The sequence below is a fragment of the Xanthomonas axonopodis genome (assembly GCF_001304695.1).
GTDB classification, from domain to species: domain Bacteria; phylum Pseudomonadota; class Gammaproteobacteria; order Xanthomonadales; family Xanthomonadaceae; genus Xanthomonas; species Xanthomonas axonopodis.
In genome coordinates this window covers 1-16,134 of the sequence record NZ_JFAQ01000266.1, presented here as the reverse complement: position 1 = coordinate 16,134, position 16,134 = coordinate 1, and the positions used below count along the sequence as shown (strand labels likewise).

Genomic DNA, 16,134 nt, shown 5'->3' with positions numbered 1-16,134 from the left:
GCGCTCAGTGGCGCGGCCCACCCGCCCACGCCTTCGACCACCACCACCTCGGCCTGCGTGCGCAATTGCGCGAACGCGTGCGCGATGGGCGCCAGCGCCAGCGTCACGCCGACATCAGCTGCCGCCAGCTCCGGTGCCAGCGGCGCCGGCAAGGCGTAGGGATTGAGCGTGGAGTAATCCGGCTGAGGATCGCTGGCCGCCTGCAGCGCCAGCGCGTCTTCGTTACGCCAGCCGTGCGGCGTGTGCTCGCAGCCGCTGGCCACCGGCTTCATGCCGACGGCGCTGTGGCCGCGTGCGCGCAACGCGTGCAACAGCGCGGTGCTGCCCATGGTCTTGCCGATGCCGGTATCGGTGCCGGTGACATAAAAAGCTGGATGCTGCATACGCCTGATCCTGCGGCCGCGCCGCCGTTGCCGTGAGGGCGCGCAGCATAACGCGCGCAGCACGCGTGCGGCTGAGGCCGGTTGGTTCTTGTTTGTCTGCAAGGCCACGCTGCCCATGCGCGCGGCCCTGGCTGCCCTGGCCAATGATTGCGATTCAGCGGTGGAATCGGTGAGAGCAGGTGCCGATGTACGCGGTCGGGCACGCAAGATTCGCGCGCGGCGTCGGACCTGCCGTATCGCTTCCGGCGAATTCGGCATGTTGTGGTGTCAGGAGGTCGGCGCACCCTGCGGATGGCAGCTCTTGCGCGTGCCGTGCCCGATCGCAACCACGCTGCAAGACGGCCACTGCTAAACTTCGCCGATGTTCGCCACTTCTTCGCTGACCGGCAGCAAGCCGGAACAATATGCCCAGCTCACCGCCCAGGCCCAGGCACTGGTGCACGGCGAGCCGGACCGGATCGCCAATGCCGCCAATCTGGCCGCACTGATCTTCCATGCGTTGCCATCGCTCAACTGGGCCGGCTTCTACTTCTACGACGGCCGCGAGCTGGTGGTGGGGCCGTTTCAGGGTCTGCCGGCCTGCGTGCGCATTCCGCTGGACAAGGGCGTGTGCGGCGCGGCTGCCAGTACCCGGCAAAGCCAGCGCATTGCCGATGTGGACGCATTTCCTGGGCACATCGCCTGCGATTCGGCATCGCGCTCGGAGTTGGTGATTCCACTGGTCAAAGGCGATGCGCTGATCGGCGTGCTGGACCTGGACAGTCCGGAGCTGGACCGCTTCGATGCCGACGACCAACGTGGCCTGGAAGCCATTGCGCAACTGTACGTAGGCGCGCTGGCGTGACCGCCGAGCGGATGCGCAACATTGGCCCCAAAAGCGCGGCGTGGCTGCGCCAGGTCGGCGTGCGCACGCAGCAGGACCTGCAGGCGGTGGGTGCGGTGGGCGCATTCGTCAAGGTGCGCCGCGCCGGCTTCAAGCCCAGCCTCAATCTGCTGTATTCGCTGGAAGGCGCGTTGGCCGATTGCCATTGGCAGGACGTGCCCGAGGCGCGACGCCATGCGTTGCTCGCCGAATACGAAGCGGCCAGCGCGCTGCTGCCGGTGCGTGGCCGCGCCGTCGGCGGGCCGGTGGAAACCGTGCACTATGCGCGCGCCGACAACGACAACACGCATGGCGATTCGGATACGGCAGCCGACCTCTACGACGCTGCGGATGCAGAGCGAGCACGCGACGATTGAATCGGCCGGCAGCGCTCGGCAATCGGCTGATCGATGCAGTGCGTTTTTTGCTGGCCCATGTGCGCTATGCGTGCAGCCTTGCTTGGCAATACGCGTGGCATGTTTTAGGGCCTGAAGCGCAGGATCCAGCGACGACACGCATCGATCGAATGCGTGGCTCACCACGGTGTCACGGGTGCTGGTTGCTCAACGGAACAGGTGGTTGTTGAACAGTTATCCGCTTCGGTGCCGACGCCTGAGCTTGCGCCTGCAGCCCTAAAGCACGCCGTCGCATCGGTTGACTCGTCGCGCGATCACAGGTCACCGCAGCGCGAGCAATTCACGCATATCGTCGACGATGACCACGGCACCGGCGCGTTGCACATCGAAACCGCGCAGGTAGCCGTAACGCACCATTGCCAGCGGCATATTGGCAGCGTTTGCAGCGGCGGCATCGGTGGCCGAATCGCCGACCATCAGGCACTGCTGTGGGCTGCGCTGGAAATGTTCGGCAAGCTGCAGCAGCGGTGCCGGGTCGGGCTTGCGCTGTGGCAACGAATCGCCCCCGAGCACACGGCTGAAGTGCGTGGCGATACCCAGATGCTCCAGCAACGGCGCAATAAAACGCGCAGGCTTGTTGGTGCACAAGGCCAGCGTGGCGCCCGCATCGCGCAAGCCCGCCAGCGCCTCGGCAACGCCCGGGTACAACTGCGGGTCATGCAGCAAGCTCGCCTGGTAATGGCGCATCATCACCGGCATTGCCGCATCGGCATCGCGCGTGCTGCCGGCTTGGCGCAATGCGGTGGCAAGCAACACCTTGACGCCTTCGCCGATCCAGCTGCGGATGGTGGCTTCGCTGAACTGCTGTAGCCCCAGCTCCTGCAAGGTGCCGTTGAGCGCTTCGGCAATATTGGGTGCGCTGTCCACCAGCGTGCCATCCAGATCGAAGATCACCAGCGGATACGGAAACATTCGGACGGCCTCGTGCGTGGGAGAGCCGCAGTGTACGCAGTGCAAGATTCAGCGCACGTCACTGCCAAGCGCCGTGGTTTGCTCGCTGCATGCGTTAGATGCAGTTATCGCCGCATGCGACACGCAATGCAGCACGAACCGCTCACTCCAAAGGCGGCATCTGGCCGAACAACTGCCCCTGCACCGCGCCCTCCTCGACATCGCTGAAACCGCTCAAACCCACACCGACCAGGCGATAGCGCGTCTGCGTGGGCAGCTCCACGCGGCGGGTCAATGCCAGGGCAATCTGCGCCAGCGCCTCCTGCGAGGTAGGCGGCTGCTCGGGCGTATAGGAACGCGTCAGGATGCGAAAATTCGAGGTCTTCAATTTCAGCACGACCGTGCGCCCGATGCGTTCGGTGCGGCGCGTGGCGAGCCAGGTTTTTTCGGCCAGCCGCAGGATGTGCGGATCCAGTGCATCAAGCGCCAGATCCTCGCTGAAGGTGTCTTCCGAGGACACCGATTGCACTTCCTGATCCGGCTCGACCGGGCGCTCGTCGATGCCGCGCGCGCAGCGATACAGGCTCTGACCGAAACTGCCGAAATGCGCCTGCAATTCTTCCAATGGCCGCTGGCGCAGATCGGCCACGGTGACGATGCCCAGTGCCGCCAACTTGCCATCCATCACCTTGCCCACGCCGGGAATGCGATTGACCTTGAGCGGCAGCAGAAATGCATCCACGCGGCTGGGCGCAATCACGAACTGGCCATCGGGCTTGCGCCAATCCGACGCGATCTTGGCCAGGAACTTGTTCGGCGCGATGCCGGCCGATGCGGTGAGCTGGGTTTCTTCGCGGATCTGGGTACGGATCAACTGCGCGACCTCGGTGGCCAACTGCATACCGGTTTTGGCGTGCGTGACGTCCAGATATGCCTCGTCCAGCGACAACGGCTCCACCAAGTCGGTATGGCGATGGAAAATCTCGCGCACTTGCCGCGACACCGCCTTGTAGCGCGCAAAATCCGGCGGCACGAAGATCGCATCCGGGCACAGGCGTTCGGCACGCACGGCCGGCATCGCCGAGCGAATGCCGAAGGTCCGCGCTTCGTAGGAGGCCGCGCACACCACCGAACGCGCGCCGCGCCAGGCCACCACCACCGGCTTGCCACGCAGGCTAGGGTCGTCACGCTGCTCCACGGACGCGTAGAACGCATCCATGTCCACGTGCACGATCTTGCGCATCAAGCGGGGTTCTCTGTCGCAGGCTGATGCCCATGATAAGCCAGCCCCGTCTCACACCTTGCGTCCAAAGACATCACCACGCATTCGTCTGCGGCGACAGCGCCTGCAAGGCCGGCCACGCAGGCCGGCCACGCACGTTCCGACGGCGGGCCCGATCACCGTGATTTCGCGTGCAGCAGTGCATTTGCGCACCGCGCAATCAGCGGAAAACAGCACGCATGCGTACGGATAAAACGTTTGATTGAACCGCGCGACCTCATGCACCCTTGCCCGCCTCGCCTTTCGCTCCTTGCAGGAAACGTTCGTCATGACTCGTCAAAGTACGTACTCGCGCGACCAATTGCTGGCCAGCGCGCGTGGGGAATTGTTTGCGCCCGACAGCGGCCGTCTACCCAATGACCCGATGCTGATGTTCGACCGCATTACCGAGATCAGCGACACCGGCGGTACACATGGCAAGGGGGTGATTCGTGCCGAACTGGATATCCGCCCGGACCTGTGGTTCTTCGGCTGCCACTTCATCGGCGACCCGGTGATGCCAGGCTGCCTGGGCCTGGACGCGATGTGGCAGCTGACCGGCTTTTTCCTCACATGGATCGGCGCGCCGGGCCGTGGCCGCGCGTTGGGCTGCGGCGAGGTCAAGTTCACCGGCCAGGTGCTGCCCAGCGCCAAGCTGGTGCGCTACCAGATCGATGTCAGCCGCGTCATCAACCGCAAGCTGGTGATGGCGCAGACCGATGCACGCATGCTGGTGGATGGGCGCGAGATCTACACCGCCAAGGATCTGCGTGTGGGCATGTTCACTTCAACGGAGAATTTCTGATGCGCCGCGTCGTCATTACCGGAATGGGCATCACCTCATGCCTGGGCAACGATCTGGACACCGTCTCCAGCGCACTGCGCAAGAGCCGCTCCGGCATCACCGCGCTGCCCGATCACGCCGAAGCAGGCCTGCGTAGCCAGGTCGGCGGTGCGGTGGCGCTGGATCTGGACAGCCTGATCGACCGTAAGCTCAAGCGCTTCATGGGCGATGCCTCGGCCTACGCCTACCTGGCAATGCGCGAGGCGATCGCCGATGCGGGCCTGGATGTCGACCAGGTCAGCGGCCTGCGTACCGGCGTGATTGCCGGCTCCGGTGGCGGCTCCAGCCAATGGCAGGTGGAAACTGCCGATCTGCTGCGCAACCGTGGCGTGCGCAAGGTGGGCCCGTACATGGTGCCGCGCACGATGTGTTCGTCGGTGTCCGCATCGCTCGCTACTGCGTTCAAAATACGCGGGCTGAGCTACTCGCTGTCGGCCGCGTGCGCGACGTCCGCGCACTGCATCGGTGCAGCGGCAGATCTGATCAGGCATGGCGCACAGGACGTGATGTTCGCCGGTGGCGGCGAAGAACTGCACTGGACCATGAGCGTGATGTTCGATGCGATGGGCGCGCTATCGACCGGTTTCAATGATCGCCCCGCCGTGGCCTCGCGCCCCTACGATGCGCAGCGCGATGGCTTCGTCATCGGCAGCGGTGGCGGCATGCTGGTACTGGAAGACTACGACCACGCCATCGCACGCGGCGCACGCATCCATGCCGAACTGCTCGGCTATGGCGTGACCTCCGACGGTGCCGACATGGTCGCGCCCAGCGGCGAAGGCGCCGTGCGCTGCATGCACATGGCCATGCAGGGGCTGGATCGCCCGATCGATTACCTCAACACGCATGGCACCTCCACGCCGTTGGGCGATGTCACCGAACTGGGCGCGGTGCGCGAGGTCTTCGGCGACAACGTACCGCCGCTGTCGTCGACCAAGGGGCTCTCCGGGCACTCGCTGGGCGCGGCCAGCGTGCACGAGGCGATCTACAGCCTGCTGATGCTGCGCGATGGCTTCATGGCCGGCTCGGCGCATATCGACGAACTCGATCCGCGTGCCGAAGGCTTCCCCATCCTGCGGCAGACACAGGAGGCGACTTTGAACACGGTGATGTCCAACAGTTTCGGCTTCGGTGGCACCAACGCGGCGCTGGTGTTCGGCCGGGTGTGAAAAGCATCGTCTGCATCGGCGCCGATGCAGACGCGCTTTCGCCTCTCCGCGCCCGCCCCGCCTGCGCGGATATGTGCTCGGCGTACTGATTCACTCCGCCGAATCGGGCAGCACCTCTGCAGGCGCCGGGGCCTGCCGCGGCCGCGTCGTCCATGCCGATCCGAGCGCGGCAGCCGCACCGACACCCCAGGCAACGGATGATGCGGTGCCAAGGTTGGCTGCCTTGAGCGGCGCATCCTGCTGGGCGGCCACGGTGGCGGCAGCGGCAAGGCCGGCAGCTGCGACATTCGCTGCACCGCTGATGCCCTGCAATACCCGACTCGGCAGCGCGGCGGTGGTATCGCTGGCAGCACGCAACAGGTTGGCACCTCCATTCACCGCCCAGGCCGCCGCAGACGCGTAGGCCACGCGGGTCGTGTCGCTACCGGTGAGCGAGGGCTCCACCGCGCTGAGCACCCCGGCGGTGGCGCCTACCACGTTGGCGGCAGACACCAGCGGATTGGCGGGCACGTTGCCGAGCTGGCTGATGGCTGCGCCCCCGGCCCATAATGCACCGCTGAGAGTACCGGTGAGCCTGGCTGCCTGTGGCGCCGCAGACAGCCGCGCGGCGGCCATGGAGAGCCCGGAGGCCGCACCGTCCACCACCGGGCCACCATAGGCGCCAACATGCTGCAGCATGCTAGACATATCGGTCTGGGGGACATGCGCCGATGCATCTGCGGCTACCTCCCGCGTGCGTGCGCGAGGCCTGGAGAGGGAGAGCGCGTGCGACAGCGGCGACAGCACGGTTTCGTCCGACGGGGCGATGGGAGCAGGTGCTGCCGGCCTGGAAGGGCCGGCTTCCAGGTCGATACTGGCATCTGCGTGTGACACCACGGGCGACAGGGGGCCGATCTTCATTTTCCACCTCATGCTATGAACTGCGCAAAGCTTAAGCACGCGTGCCATAAACATGCCGCAAAACGGCGGCTGCTTTGCGTAAAACTTGCGTCGCCATACACAGGCGAATGCACGACGGCGCAGCTGGAGGCCTTCCGCCATGCAACGGCCTCAGGCATCCCGAAGTGCCGCAGCCGCGCGACAGGATCTCGTGACGGAACCATGCGCCGATATCGGCCACCTGCCTGGGCGCTTGTTCGGCGGCGTGCAACATCGGCACTGAGCACGTCGGCCCATCGGTCGCTGTAGCGGCCAGCTGCATCGCCGCCGGCGAGATGTGACTGAACTGATGCAGGACGCGTGCCCATGCAGAGGAGCAAGTGAACGCCACCTCGTGGCGTCGCGCACGATCAGCTGCAGGGTATCCAGCCGCGTGTATCGGGCCGACGCACATCGCACCGTTGGCCGTCTTCCAGGCAACCGAAGACGGTGATCGATTTGCCAGCCTTGGCCTCGCCCAACAGCCGGTATTCACCACCCGGGCCGGCACGCAGACGGGCAAGACTGTTGACGTGACCGGCTTACTGCGCCGCAGTCGGCGCGGCCGCCACCATCAGCAACCACGCCACATTCCATGCGAGAACTCGCCGCATTGCCTGCTCCTTCCGGGTGACGATCCAGTTGCGCGATCGCCTTCCTGCAACGAGCGCGCCGGATGCCGTGATAAGACAGCCCGACTGAATGCATTGCCAAAGCAGCGCGCGTTTCCATGCGGCTGCTGGCATATAGACTGCGCCTTATCCGGCCATGCCGTTATGCCGTAGCAGTGCATCTATCGTCGGGGCCCGGCCGCGGAAGGCGCGGAAGTTTTCCGCCGCCGGACGACTGCCGCCACGCGCAAGCACCTCGGCGCGGAACCGTGCGCCGGTCTGCTCCAGTTGGTCCGGCGCTTCTTCGAATGCGGCATAGGCATCTGCACTGAGCACTTCGGCCCACTTGTAGCTGTAATAGCCGGCCGCATAGCCACCGGCAAAAATATGGCTGAACTGATGCGGGAAGCGGTTCCATGCCGGCGGCCGATTGACCGCCACTTCGTCGCGCACGCGCTCGATCAATTGCAGCACGCTGTCCTGTGCCGGGTCGTAGGTGCTGTGCAGTTGCATGTCGAACAAGGCGAATTCCAGCTGGCGCACGGTGAACATGCCACTCTGGAAATTGCGCGCCGCCAGCAGCCGGTCGAACAGGTTACGCGGCAACGGTTCGCCGGTCTGCACGTGCGCGGTCATCGCCTGCACGCGCTCCCATTCCCAGCAGAAGTTTTCCATGAACTGGCTGGGCAGCTCCACCGCGTCCCATTCCACGCCATTGATGCCGGCCACGCCCAGCTCGCCAATGCGCGTGAGCAACTGATGCAGGCCGTGGCCCATTTCATGGAACAGCGTGGTGACTTCGCCGTGGCGGAAGGTGGCCGGTGCATCACCGCTGCCGCGGCCGAAGTTGCACACCAGATACACCAGCGGCGTCTGCACGCCGTTGGCGGTGTTGCGGCGATTGCGGCGATTGCGGCAATCGTCCATCCACGCGCCGCCGCGTTTGCCTTCGCGCGCGTACAAGTCCAGATAGAACTGGCCGACCAGGTGTCCTTGCGCATCTTCCAGCCGGTAAAACCGCACATCCGGGTGCCACACCGGCGCGCTGTCGGGTTTGACGGTGAGCCCGTACAAGCTGCGGATCACATCGAACAGGCCGGCCAGCACCTTCGGCTCGGTGAAGTACTGCTTCACCTCCTGCTCGGAAAAGCTGTAACGCGCCTGCTTGAGTTTTTCCGAGGCGTAGGCCAGATCCCAGGCCTGCAGGTCATCCAGACCCAACTCGTCGCGCGCAAAGGCTTCCAGTTCGGCGCGGTCGCGCTGTGCATGCGGCTTGGCGCGCGCAGCCAGATCGCGCAGGAAGCCCATCACCTCGTCGGGGCTCTGCGCCATCTTGGTGGCAACCGAATAGTCGGCATAACTGGCAAAGCCGAGCAGCTGTGCCAACTCGGCGCGCAGGGCCAGAATGCGGTCGATGTTGGCGCTGTTGTCCAGCGCGGCATCGCCGAATTCGGACGCGCGCTCGGCATTGGCGCGATACAGCCGCGCGCGCAGGTCGCGGCTGTCGGCATCGCTCTGCACCGGCAGATAGCACGGCATCTGCAAGGTGAATTTCCAACCCGGCACGCCGTCCTTTTCGGCGGCGGCGCGCGCGGCGGCAATCACTTCGGCCGGCAGGCCGGAGAGCTGCGTTTGGTCTTCGGTGACGTAAGACCACGCATCGGTGGCGTCGAGCACGTTCTGCGAAAACTTGGCTGCCAACGCCGAGAGTTCTTCCTGGATCTGCGCGAACCGCGCCTTGGCGGCATCATCGAGTTCGGCACCGCCCAAACGGAAATCGCGTAGCGCATTTTCCAGCACCTTGCGACGCACCTCATCGAAGTGCTCGGCTCCCAGCGATTGCGCCAGCGCCTTGTACTGCGCATACAAGGCCAGATTCTGCGCCAGCGCGCTGCCGAATCTGCTGACCTTGGGCAGGTTGTTGTTGTAGGCCTCGCGGAGCTCGGGCGTGTTGACAACCGCCTGCAGATGCCCCACCTGCCCCCACGCACGCCATAGCCGCTCGTTGGCATCGTCGAGCGGGGTGACGAAGCTGTCCCAGCCTACCGGGCTGACCTGTTCGGCCGCCTTCACTGCCGCCTCGGCCTCGGCGAGCAATTGGTCGATCGCCGGACCCACGTGTTCGGGGCGGATCGCATCGAAGGACGGCAGTCCGGACAGATCGAGCAGCGGGTTGGTCATGGAGCGCTCCGGCAATGGACGGGATGAGTGGATTCAAAGATCGGCAAACGTGGCAGGCAAACCCTGGCGCGCAACCGTCGGCAGGTGAGCGTGGCGCCGGGGCGCCGTGCCAATCTGTGCCTGCCGACTGCGGACACCGATCGCACCGGCGTGGCGGTGAGCGCAGCGGTTTGATGCTTACGCTCTGGATATGGCGGTCATTCCAGCGCCGCACAAGGCAGGCCAGGCAAATCGCCGCCGTTCACCGCCAGCGCGATGGCTGCATCGCTGTCGCTGACATCGATCGCGCGCGCTTCGTACCAGGCCGGGTCGTAATAACTGTGCGCGTAACGTTCGCCGGCATCGCACAGAATGGTGACGATGGAGCCCTGCCGGCCCTCGTCGCGCATGCGCCGGGCAGCCTGCAGTACGCCGACGAAATTGGTGCCGGTGGAGCCGCCGACGCGACGGCCCAGCGTGGCGCTGACGTGGCGCATCGCCGCCAGGCTCAGCGCATCGGGCACCTTGATCATCACATCCACGCAGCTGGCGATGAAGCTCGATTCTACCCGCGGGCGGCCGATGCCTTCGATGCGCGAGCCGCCAGTGATGGCCAGCTCCTTGGAACATTGGCCGTCCACCGCGCGGCAATAGCCGTCGAAGAACACCGACACTTCCGGGTCGGCGCACAGGATGCGGGTGGCATGGCGCCGATAGCGCACATAGCGGCCCAAGGTGGCGCTGGTACCGCCGGTGCCAGGGCTGCACACGATCCAGTCCGGGATCGGGTGCGGTTCTTCGGCCAGTTGCTTGAAGATCGATTCGGCGATGTTGTTGTTGGCCCGCCAATCGGTGGCACGCTCGGCGTAGGTGAACTGGTCCATGAAGTGCCCGCCGGTCTCGCGTGCGAGCTGGTGCGAGGCGCTGTCCAGATCGCAGGCGCGCTCGACCAGGTGACAGCGGCCGCCCTGGAATTCGATCGCGGCGATCTTCTCCGGCGAGGTCGAGGCCGGCATTACCGCGATGAAGGGCACGCCCAGCAGACGCGCGAAATACGCTTCGGAAATGGCGGTGGAACCACTGGACGCCTCGATCACCGGCCGCCCGGCACGCAGCCAGCCGTTGGTGAGGGCGTACAGAAACAGCGAGCGCGCCAGGCGGTGCTTGAGGCTGCCGGTGGGGTGGCTGGACTCGTCCTTGAAGTACAGGTCGATGCCCGGATAGCCCGGCAATTCCATCGGAATCAGGTGGGTGTCGGCCGAACGATTGAAATCGGCCTCGATCTTCTGGATGGCGGCGGCCACCCACTGGCGCTGCGACATGGCAGGACTTGGCTGCAAAAGTAGCCTTGATTCTACCGCCCTCGCCTGCCCGCCTACGCAGCCAGTGCATCGGGCCGACGGCTGGGGGCCGATGCTATGCTGGCTGCACCTGTCACTGCCTCGACTGTCCGTGCTGCATCGCCTGCTCCGCCTGCTGCTGTGCCTGTGCCTGGTTGCCAACACGGCCACCGGCGCGTGGGCGTCGGTAGGCATGGCCATGGCGAGCACGCCCGCGACCGCGCAGACCGAGCAGGCGGCTGCCCTGCCGTGTCATACGGCCATGCATCTGCCGACTGGCATGCAGTTGCACGACAAGGCCACGCATGCGCACGCGCAGGACTGCTGCAAGCTGGGTGGCTGCGATTGCCTGCAGCACGGCAGCCTCGCCTTGTTGACCTTGCCTGGCGTACCGGCAGGGCTGCTCGGCCACCCGGCGTTGCCGGACACTTTGACCGAGGGGCGCAGCAGCCCGCTGCCCGACCAACCGGTACGACCTCCCATCACCTGAGCGCCGGCGGCCTTGCCTTGGCCGTCCTCGGCCCCGCGCGCGCTTGCGCGGGTTCTCTCGGTTGTGCGATGCGCCCGTCTTGCCGATGGAGCGCGCCGGAGATGTCATGTCTTTCGATCCCCCGTTTTCGCGTGACTCAACCACCACCAACCTGAGCCGGCGCCGCTTCGTTCAGGGCCTGGCCCTGGGCGGCGGCGCTGCCGCCAGCGGCCTGTGGCGCTACGATGCGCGCGCCGCCGCCCAGGCCAACACGCCGGTGCTGCGCGGAAGCAGCCAGTCGCTGCAGATCGGCCGCCTGCCGGTCAACGTCACCGGGCGCCCCCGCTCCGCAATCACCGTCAACCAGAGCCTGCCGGCACCCACCCTGCGCTGGCGCGAGGGCGACACAGTGAGCGTGCGCGTGCGCAACGCGCTGACCGACCAACCCGCCTCGGTGCATTGGCATGGCCTGTTGCTGCCGGCCAACATGGACGGTGTGCCGGGCATGAGTTTCGACGGCATCGCGCCGGGCCAGGAGTATCACTACCGCTTTGCGCTGCGCCAGTCCGGCACCTACTGGTACCACAGCCATTCGATGTTTCAGGAGCAGTCCGGGCTGTATGGCGCCATCGTCATCGACCCGCTGACGCCGCCGCCGTACCGGCACGATCGCGAACATGTGGTGCTGCTCTCGGACTGGACCGATCTGGACCCGGCCGCCCTGTTCCGCCGGCTCAAGCAGATGCCCAGCCACGACAACTACGCGCAGCGCACCGTGGGCGATTTTCTGCGCGATGCGCGAGAAGACGGCCTGCGCGCCACCCTGGCCGACCGCGGCATGTGGGGGCGCATGCGCATGACCCCCACCGACCTGTCCGATGTCAACGCCAACACCTACACCTACCTGCTCAATGGCGTGGCGCCGGCCGGCAACTGGACCGGGTTGTTCAAGCCAGGCGAAAAGGTGTTGCTGCGCTTCATCAACGGCTCGTCGATGACCTACTTCGACATCCGTATTCCCGGCCTGCGAATGACCGTGGTGGCCGCCGATGGGCAATACGTGCATCCGGTCAGCGTGGACGAATTGCGCATCGCCGCGGCCGAGACCTTCGACGTCATCGTCGAACCGCTCGGCCAGGACGCGTTTACGTTATTCGCGCAGGACATGGGCCGCACCGGCTTTGCCTGCGGCACGCTGGCAGTGCAACACGGCTTGCAGGCGCCGATTCCGGCACTGGATCCGCGCGCCATCCTGACCATGCAGGACATGGGGCATGGCGAGGGGACGCACCACGCGCTGCCCGCAATGCACGGCGCGCCCGGGATGCTGGCGGCGCATGGGATGCACACCATGCACTCGCACGACGACGCCCAGGCGCACGCCAAGGCGCCGCATCATCCCGCCAGCGAAACCGGCAACCCGCTGATCGACATGCGCAGCAATGCCACCGCACCGCGCCTGGACGACCCCGGCGTGGGCCTGCGCGGCAACGGCCGCCGCGTGCTGTGCTACGCCGATCTGCATAGCATGTTCGACGATCCGGATGGGCGTGAACCCGGGCGCGACATCGAGCTGCATCTGACCGGGCATATGGAAAAATTCGCCTGGTCCTTCGATGGCATCGCGTTCGCTTCGGCGCAGCCCTTGCGTCTGCAATACGGCGAGCGGCTGCGCATCGTGCTGGTCAACGACACCATGATGCAGCACCCCATCCATCTACATGGCATGTGGAGCGATCTGGAAGATGCGCACGGCAACTTCCAGGTGCGCAAGCACACCATCGACATGCCGCCCGGCACCCGCCGCACCTACCGCGTGCGTGCCGATGCGCTCGGCCGCTGGGCGTATCACTGTCATCTGCTGTACCACATGGAAGCGGGGATGATGCGCGAAGTACGGGTGGAAGCATGAGCCGCTTTCGCATGCAGGCTTGGTTGGCGGCGGCGTTCTTGGCGAGCGCATCTGCGGTTGCGCAGGAGCATCAGCACGATGCGACGGAGCACGCACCGCAGGACATGCAGGACCAGGCGATGCAAGTGACCGATGGCGCGCATGAGACCCCTGCACCGGCTCGGGCCGCACACATGGATCACGCCCACCTGTTGCACACTGACACGGACGGTGGCGCCATGGACGATGAATCGATGAAGCATGGATCCATGGGCGATGCAGCCATGCACCACCAAGCGATGGATCACGCTTCGATGGATCACTCGAAGATGCACCATACGCAGCCCACGCACGCTGCACAAACTTCCGCATCACCCACCGAGACAGGCAGCGACCCGTTACCACGCGACCCCATTCCCCCACCCACGGCGGACGACATCGCCGCTGCATTCGCACCATTGCACACGCATACGATGCACTCGGCAGGAATCAACCACTATGTCCTGCTCGATCGGCTGGAAGCTTCCAACGCTGATCGCGGTAGCGGCCAGGCCTGGGACTCACGCGCCTGGATCGGCGGCGACATCGACCGGCTGTGGTTGCGCAGCGAAGGCGAACGGCACGACGGACGCACCGAATCTGCCTCGCTGGAAGCGTTCTATGGCCATGCCATTTCGCCGTGGTGGGATCTGCTTGTCGGCGCGCGCCAGGACATGGGTGCAGGCGAACATCGCAGCTGGGCGGCTTTCGGCGTGCAAGGCCTGGCGCCTTACAAGTTCGAAACCGAAGCCACGCTGCATGCGGGTACCGGCAGCCGCGCGGCGCTACGCCTGGAAGGCGAATACGAAGTCCTGCTGACCAACCGCCTGATCCTGCAGCCGCGCGTGGAAGCCGACATCGCGCTCACCGACGACAACCGCCGTGGCATCGGCAGCGGCCTGGAAAAGGTCGAACTTGGCTTGCGCCTACGCTACGAAATCACCCGCCGCTTCGCGTCGTACATCGGCTGGGTGCACAGCCGCAGTTTCGGCAATAACGCACAGCGCGCCGCGATGGACGCTGCCGCCGCGCGCGACAGCCGCTTCGTTGCCGGTGTGCGCATATGGTTTTGAGACAGTGGCACCGTGCATGGGCAGATGCAGTTGGCCCTCTCCTCAACGCTAGCGCATCCCATCCGCTGCCATTGGTCCATGACGCGCCGACAACCCTGCCCTGGCTAACATCGCCCATTCGCGCAACACCCTGCGCCCCTATCCACACCGGGAGACCGCCATGCCTTTGAACGATCTGCAACACGTGCCAGGCGCCAATGCCGCGTCCGCCGACACGCACGGCTTCGTGTTCAACCACACCATGCTGCGCGTGAAAGATGCAACGCAGTCACTGGATTTCTATACGCGCGTCCTGGGCTTCCGCCTGCTTGAAGCACGCGATTTTGCCGACGCAAAATTCAGCCTGTATTTTCTCGCGCTGCTGCCCGAAGGCACTGCCATTCCCGAGGACGACGCGCAGCGTCGCTTGTGGATGGCCGGTATTCCCGGCGTGCTCGAACTCACCCACAACCACGGCACGGAAACCCAGGATGGCCCGGTCTATCACGACGGCAACAGCGACCCGCGCGGTTTCGGCCATATCTGTATTTCGGTGCCGGATATCCATGCCGCCTGCGCACGCTTCGACAATCTCAACGTGCCATATCAAAAACGCCTGGAAGACGGCCGCATGAAGCACCTGGCCTTCATCAAGGATCCGGACGGTTACTGGGTGGAGATCATCTCCAATACGCCCTTGGCATAAGTCCGCAGCTCAGCGGCAAGCTGGCCGTCGACGGGGACGGCAATGGCAACCGGCGGATGCGCAGGCCGAACGCACGCATCCGCTACTTCGAAGCCTCGCGCCGCAACCACGCGCGGGAACTGCAAGGCCCGGCGCAACGACTGGACACAACGGCGGGCTGGAGTAGACTTTCGCCGCCCTACGCAATGGATGCACCCCAATGCTCGTCAGGAAGATTTCACGGGTCCTTGCGCTAGCAACGATCGCCGCCTGCACGCAGGCGCCACCGGACGCCACCGCTCCGAAGACCGCCGCGGCCGCGGCCGGCACTCCCCAAAAACCGTCAGAAAAGGATGCATCTCCCATACAGGACGCAACCCAGGGATCGACTCAGCAACTGCAGCCGCCGCGGACTGACAGCGTGTTGTATTTCATCAGCAACGTGGACGGCGATGGCGCAACCTCCTACGAGGTCGCCAACGGCAGCTGGATTAACTATTGGTACGGCTTTCAGTTCGAATTCGGTGGTACGCGGTATTACACCGGCTTCGCCTGGGAAACGCCCGAACTCTACGGTGCCGAGCGCGAGAATCACTCCGCTGCCCCTGGTACCAAGGTGACACTTGCGCACGCCACGTTTGTAGCCAGCGAGCCGGGCAGCAAGTCCCCGTGGAAGCTGCTTGGCGCAGAGCCCTACATCGGCGAATTCGGTGGCGTGGAACAGGGCAACACGGTCGACACGACGCGTCAACCGCAGACCTTTGTCACCGACGACAGCCGGCTGGTGCTGGCCGTGCCGACGTGGAGCCTGCAGTCGGGCGTACGCATCCTTTCCTACGACGCACTCGTGTTCGACCCCAAGGAAACCGAGAACGTCAACGACAAGCATTGGACCTATATCGGCAACATTCCGGCAGGTGAGGACAACAGCGCCAATTGTGGCGAAGATGCGCCCGGGAAGATTGCCTGCGTCAAGAACAGCAGCACGCTTGCGTTCGTCAAGCAGCCCGGCCTGTCCGCGTTGCGGGTAACCGTCTCTGCCGATCCGCCGACCAGCGGGGGTAGCGCGACGGTTGAATATCGCTACGATGCGGCCACGGCCAGCAAATCGTATTTGCCGACCCCGACGTCCCCCCGTCCTGA

The 16,134-nt window shown here is 65.3% G+C and carries 16 protein-coding genes and 2 pseudogenes; 11 read left to right on the top strand and 7 right to left on the bottom strand.

All coding sequences use genetic code 11. The annotated features are described in order from the left end of the window. A partial coding sequence (gene bioD, locus XAXN_RS19350) for a dethiobiotin synthase (protein ID WP_134984930.1) occupies window positions 1–383 on the bottom strand: 383 nt, incomplete at its 3' end. Window positions 384–498: 115 nt separating this feature from the next. Between bioD and XAXN_RS19345 the strand changes: the two are divergent. The 3 genes and pseudogenes from XAXN_RS19345 to XAXN_RS19335 all read left to right on the top strand — a co-directional run bounded on the left by XAXN_RS19345 (window position 499) and on the right by XAXN_RS19335 (window position 1,622). Beyond that, a pseudogene (locus tag XAXN_RS19345) lies at window positions 499–735 on the top strand (hypothetical protein). 9 nt (window positions 736–744) lie between these two features. After that, a complete protein-coding gene (locus XAXN_RS19340; RefSeq protein WP_054320727.1) occupies window positions 745–1,227 on the top strand; it encodes a GAF domain-containing protein in 483 nt (160 codons plus the stop codon). Continuing rightward, window positions 1,224–1,622, top strand: a complete 399-nt coding sequence (locus XAXN_RS19335) for a TfoX/Sxy family protein (RefSeq protein WP_054320726.1) — start codon at window positions 1,224–1,226, stop codon at window positions 1,620–1,622. The genes XAXN_RS19340 and XAXN_RS19335 overlap by 4 nt, the downstream gene beginning before the upstream one ends. Before the next feature lie 300 nt (window positions 1,623–1,922). Here the strand turns inward: XAXN_RS19335 and XAXN_RS19330 are convergent, their stop codons facing one another. Together XAXN_RS19330 and dinB are read right to left on the bottom strand one after the other, a co-directional pair. After that, complete coding sequence (locus XAXN_RS19330) at window positions 1,923–2,573, bottom strand: phosphoglycolate phosphatase (protein WP_054320725.1); 651 nt, start codon at window positions 2,571–2,573, stop codon at window positions 1,923–1,925. Between the two features lie 142 nt (window positions 2,574–2,715). Further along, on the bottom strand, window positions 2,716–3,795 hold the full coding sequence (gene dinB, locus XAXN_RS19325; protein ID WP_054320724.1) for a DNA polymerase IV: 1,080 nt from the start codon (window positions 3,793–3,795) through the stop codon (window positions 2,716–2,718). 307 nt (window positions 3,796–4,102) lie between these two features. Here dinB and fabA point away from each other — a divergent pair, with 307 nt between their 5' ends. Then, a complete protein-coding gene (gene fabA, locus XAXN_RS19320; RefSeq protein WP_054320728.1) occupies window positions 4,103–4,618 on the top strand; it encodes a 3-hydroxyacyl-[acyl-carrier-protein] dehydratase FabA in 516 nt (171 codons plus the stop codon). Beyond that, entirely contained in the window at window positions 4,618–5,826 is a 1,209-nt protein-coding gene (gene fabB, locus XAXN_RS19315) for a beta-ketoacyl-ACP synthase I (protein ID WP_054320723.1), read from the top strand. The genes fabA and fabB overlap by 1 nt, the downstream gene beginning before the upstream one ends. Window positions 5,827–5,916: 90 nt before the next feature. On the opposite strand, the gene XAXN_RS19310 is transcribed toward fabB, so the two are convergent. From XAXN_RS19310 to XAXN_RS19300, 3 genes and pseudogenes are all read right to left on the bottom strand, one after another. After that, window positions 5,917–6,726: a hypothetical protein gene (locus XAXN_RS19310; RefSeq protein ID WP_134980462.1), complete on the bottom strand. Its 810-nt coding sequence runs from the start codon at window positions 6,724–6,726 to the stop codon at window positions 5,917–5,919. Window positions 6,727–7,127: 401 nt separating this feature from the next. After that, window positions 7,128–7,334: pseudogene (locus XAXN_RS23740) on the bottom strand (SH3 domain-containing protein); the annotation flags it as partial. Between the two features lie 168 nt (window positions 7,335–7,502). Further along, the gene (locus tag XAXN_RS19300; RefSeq protein ID WP_054320720.1) at window positions 7,503–9,536 is read right to left on the bottom strand and encodes a M3 family metallopeptidase; all 2,034 of its coding nucleotides are present in this window, start codon (window positions 9,534–9,536) and stop codon (window positions 7,503–7,505) included. A gap of 27 nt (window positions 9,537–9,563) precedes the next feature. Here XAXN_RS19300 and XAXN_RS22600 point away from each other — a divergent pair, with 27 nt between their 5' ends. Further along, a complete protein-coding gene (locus XAXN_RS22600; protein WP_164514288.1) occupies window positions 9,564–9,710 on the top strand; it encodes a hypothetical protein in 147 nt (48 codons plus the stop codon). A gap of 23 nt (window positions 9,711–9,733) precedes the next feature. Here XAXN_RS22600 and XAXN_RS19295 read toward each other — a convergent pair whose 3' ends face one another. Continuing rightward, window positions 9,734–10,837, bottom strand: coding sequence for a PLP-dependent cysteine synthase family protein (locus XAXN_RS19295; protein WP_054320719.1), 1,104 nt, complete (start codon window positions 10,835–10,837; stop codon window positions 9,734–9,736). A 91-nt stretch (window positions 10,838–10,928) separates the two neighbouring features. On the opposite strand from XAXN_RS19295, the gene XAXN_RS19290 reads away from it, so the two are divergent. The 5 genes from XAXN_RS19290 to XAXN_RS19270 form a co-directional block, all read left to right on the top strand. Continuing rightward, the gene (locus XAXN_RS19290) at window positions 10,929–11,345 is read left to right on the top strand and encodes a CopL family metal-binding regulatory protein (protein WP_054320718.1); all 417 of its coding nucleotides are present in this window, start codon (window positions 10,929–10,931) and stop codon (window positions 11,343–11,345) included. An 85-nt stretch (window positions 11,346–11,430) separates the two neighbouring features. Then, window positions 11,431–13,236, top strand: coding sequence for a copper resistance system multicopper oxidase (locus XAXN_RS19285; RefSeq protein ID WP_054320717.1), 1,806 nt, complete (start codon window positions 11,431–11,433; stop codon window positions 13,234–13,236). Beyond that, window positions 13,233–14,327: a copper resistance protein B gene (locus tag XAXN_RS19280; protein WP_054320716.1), complete on the top strand. Its 1,095-nt coding sequence runs from the start codon at window positions 13,233–13,235 to the stop codon at window positions 14,325–14,327. Before XAXN_RS19285 ends, XAXN_RS19280 begins: the two co-directional genes overlap by 4 nt. Before the next feature lie 160 nt (window positions 14,328–14,487). Beyond that, on the top strand, window positions 14,488–15,012 hold the full coding sequence (gene gloA / locus XAXN_RS19275) for a lactoylglutathione lyase (protein ID WP_054320715.1): 525 nt from the start codon (window positions 14,488–14,490) through the stop codon (window positions 15,010–15,012). A 343-nt stretch (window positions 15,013–15,355) separates the two neighbouring features. Beyond that, window positions 15,356–16,134 (top strand): hypothetical protein (locus XAXN_RS19270; protein ID WP_134984931.1); only part of this gene is annotated, 779 nt, incomplete at its 3' end.